This is a genomic window from Streptomyces sp. BE303 (assembly GCF_036290945.1).
Classification (GTDB): Bacteria; Actinomycetota; Actinomycetes; order Streptomycetales; family Streptomycetaceae; genus Kitasatospora.
The window spans coordinates 1-2,860 of record NZ_JAQYWZ010000205.1; the positions used below are offsets into that span (position 1 = coordinate 1).

The 2,860-nt window shown below is 69.7% G+C and carries 1 protein-coding gene; it reads right to left on the reverse strand.

What is annotated here, in order from left to right; all coding sequences use genetic code 11:
- A partial coding sequence (gene carB, locus PUR56_RS01165; RefSeq protein ID WP_329947466.1) for a carbamoyl-phosphate synthase large subunit occupies positions 1–2,860 on the reverse strand: 2,860 nt, incomplete at both ends.

The window sequence follows — 2,860 nt, forward strand, 5'->3', positions numbered from 1 at the left end:
CCTTCCCCTTGGTGGGGAGGGCGCCGTAGGCGCCGGTCTGGGATTTGGCGTAGGCGGTGCCGAAGACCTTGTCGATGCCCATGACCTCGCCGGTGGAGCGCATCTCCGGGCCGAGGACGGTGTCGACGCCGCGGCCGTGGACGTCACGGAACCGGCTCCAGGGCATCACCGCCTCCTTGACCGCGATCGGCGCGTCCGCGGGCAGCGTGCCCCCGTCGCCCTCCGCCGGGAGCAGCCCCTCGGCGCGCAGTTCGGCGACGGTGGCGCCCAGGGAGATGCGGGCGGCGGCCTTGGCGAGCGGGACGGCCGTGGCCTTGGAGGTGAACGGCACGGTGCGCGAGGCGCGGGGGTTGGCCTCCAGGACGTAGAGGATGTCGCCGGACAGGGCGAACTGGATGTTGATCAGTCCGCGGACGCCCACGCCGCGGGCGATCGCCTCGGTCGAGGTCCGCAGGCGCTTGATGTCGTGGCCGCCGAGGGTGATCGGGGGCAGCGCGCAGGCGGAGTCGCCGGAGTGGATGCCGGCTTCCTCGATGTGTTCCATGACGCCGCCGAGGTAGAGCTCGGTGCCGTCGTAGAGGGCGTCGACGTCGATCTCGACGGCGTCGTCGAGGAAGCGGTCGATGAGGACGGGGTGTTCGGAGACGAGACCGGCGTGGCGTTCCAGGTAGGAGGCGAGGGAGGTCTCGTCGTAGACGATCTCCATGCCGCGTCCGCCCAGCACGTAGGAGGGACGGGCCAGGACCGGGTAGCCGATCTCGTCGGCGATGGCCTTCGCGTCCTCGAAGGAGAACGCGGTGCCGTGCTTGGGGGCGGGCAGGCCCGCCTCGCGCAGGACCCGGCCGAAGGCGCCGCGCTCCTCCGCGAGGTCGATCGCCTCGGGCTGGGTGCCGGCGATGGGCACGCCGTTGTCCTTCAGGGCCTGGGCCAGGCCCAGCGGCGTCTGGCCGCCGAGCTGGACGATCACCCCGGCCAGCGGTCCGGCCTGCCGCTCGGCGTGGACGATCTCCAGGACGTCCTCCAGGGTGAGCGGCTCGAAGTAGAGCCGGTCGGAGGTGTCGTAGTCCGTGGAGACGGTCTCCGGGTTGCAGTTGACCATCACCGTCTCGTACCCGGCGTCCGACAGCGCGAAGGAGGCGTGCACGCAGGAGTAGTCGAACTCGATGCCCTGACCGATCCGGTTCGGCCCCGAACCCAGGATGATCACCGCGGGCTTCGTGCGCGGCGCCACCTCGCTCTCCTCGTCGTAGGAGGAGTAGAAGTACGGGGTGCGCGCCGCGAACTCCGCCGCGCAGGTGTCCACCGTCTTGAAGACCGGACGGATCCCCAGCGCGTGCCGCACCTCGCGCACCACGTCCGGGCGCAGCCCGCGGATCTCGCCGATCTGCTGGTCGGAGAAGCCGTGCCGCTTGGCGTGGCGCAGCAGGGCGGGGGTGAGTTCGGGGGCGTCGGCGAGTTCGCCGGCGATCTCGTCGAGGAGGAAGAGCTGGTCGACGAACCAGGGGTCGATCCTGGTGGAGTCGAAGACCTCGCCGGGGGTGGCGCCGGCGCGGATGGCGTCCATGACGGTGTTGATGCGTCCGTCGGTGGGGACGGCGGCCCGGGCGAGGAGTTCGGCCTTGTCGCCGAGGGGGCCGGCCCAGGTGAACTGGGAGCCCTTCTTCTCCAGGGAGCGCAGGGCCTTGTTGAGGGCCTCGGGGAAGTTGCGGCCCATGGCCATGGCCTCGCCGACGGACTTCATGGTGGTGGTGAGGGTGGCGTCGGCGCCGGGGAACTTCTCGAACGCGAAGCGCGGGACCTTGACGACGACGTAGTCGAGGGTCGGCTCGAAGGAGGCGGGGGTCTGCTCGGTGATGTCGTTGGGGATCTCGTCGAGGGTGTAGCCGACGGCGAGTTTCGCGGCGATCTTCGCGATCGGGAAGCCGGTGGCCTTGGAGGCCAGCGCGGAGGACCGTGAGACGCGCGGGTTCATCTCGATGACGATGACCCGGCCGTCCTCGGGGTTGACGGCGAACTGGATGTTGCAGCCGCCCGTGTCGACGCCGACCTCGCGGATCACCGCGATGCCGATGTCGCGCAGGATCTGGTACTCGCGGTCGGTGAGCGTCATCGCGGGGGCGACGGTGATCGAGTCACCGGTGTGCACGCCCATCGGGTCGAAGTTCTCGATGGAGCAGACGACCACGACGTTGTCGCTCGTGTCGCGCATCAGTTCCAGCTCGTACTCCTTCCAGCCCAGGATCGACTCCTCCAGGAGGACCTCGGTGGTCGGCGACAGCGTCAGGCCCTGCCCGGCGATACGGCGCAGTTCCTCCTCGTCGTGGGCGAAGCCCGACCCGGCGCCGCCCATCGTGAACGACGGACGCACCACGACCGGGTAACCGCCCAGGGTGTCGACCCCCGCGACCACCTCGTCCATCGTGTGACAGATCACCGAACGCGCCGACTCGCCGTGGCCGATCCGCGCGTTGACGGCCTCCACCACGCCCTTGAACAGCTCCCGGTCCTCACCCTTGTTGATCGCCTCGACGTCCGCGCCGATCAACTCGACCCCGTACTTCTCCAGGGTCCCGGCCTTGTGCAGCGCGATCGCCGTGTTCAACGCGGTCTGACCACCCAGCGTCGGCAGCAACGCGTCCGGCCGCTCCTTCGCGATGATCTTCTCCACGAACTCCGGCGTGATCGGCTCCACGTACGTCGCGTCCGCGATCTCCGGATCCGTCATGATCGTCGCCGGGTTCGAGTTCACCAGCACCACCCGCAGACCCTCGGCCCGCAACACCCGGCACGCCTGCGTACCCGAGTAGTCGAACTCCGCCGCCTGACCGATCACGATCGGGCCGGAACCGATCACCAGAAC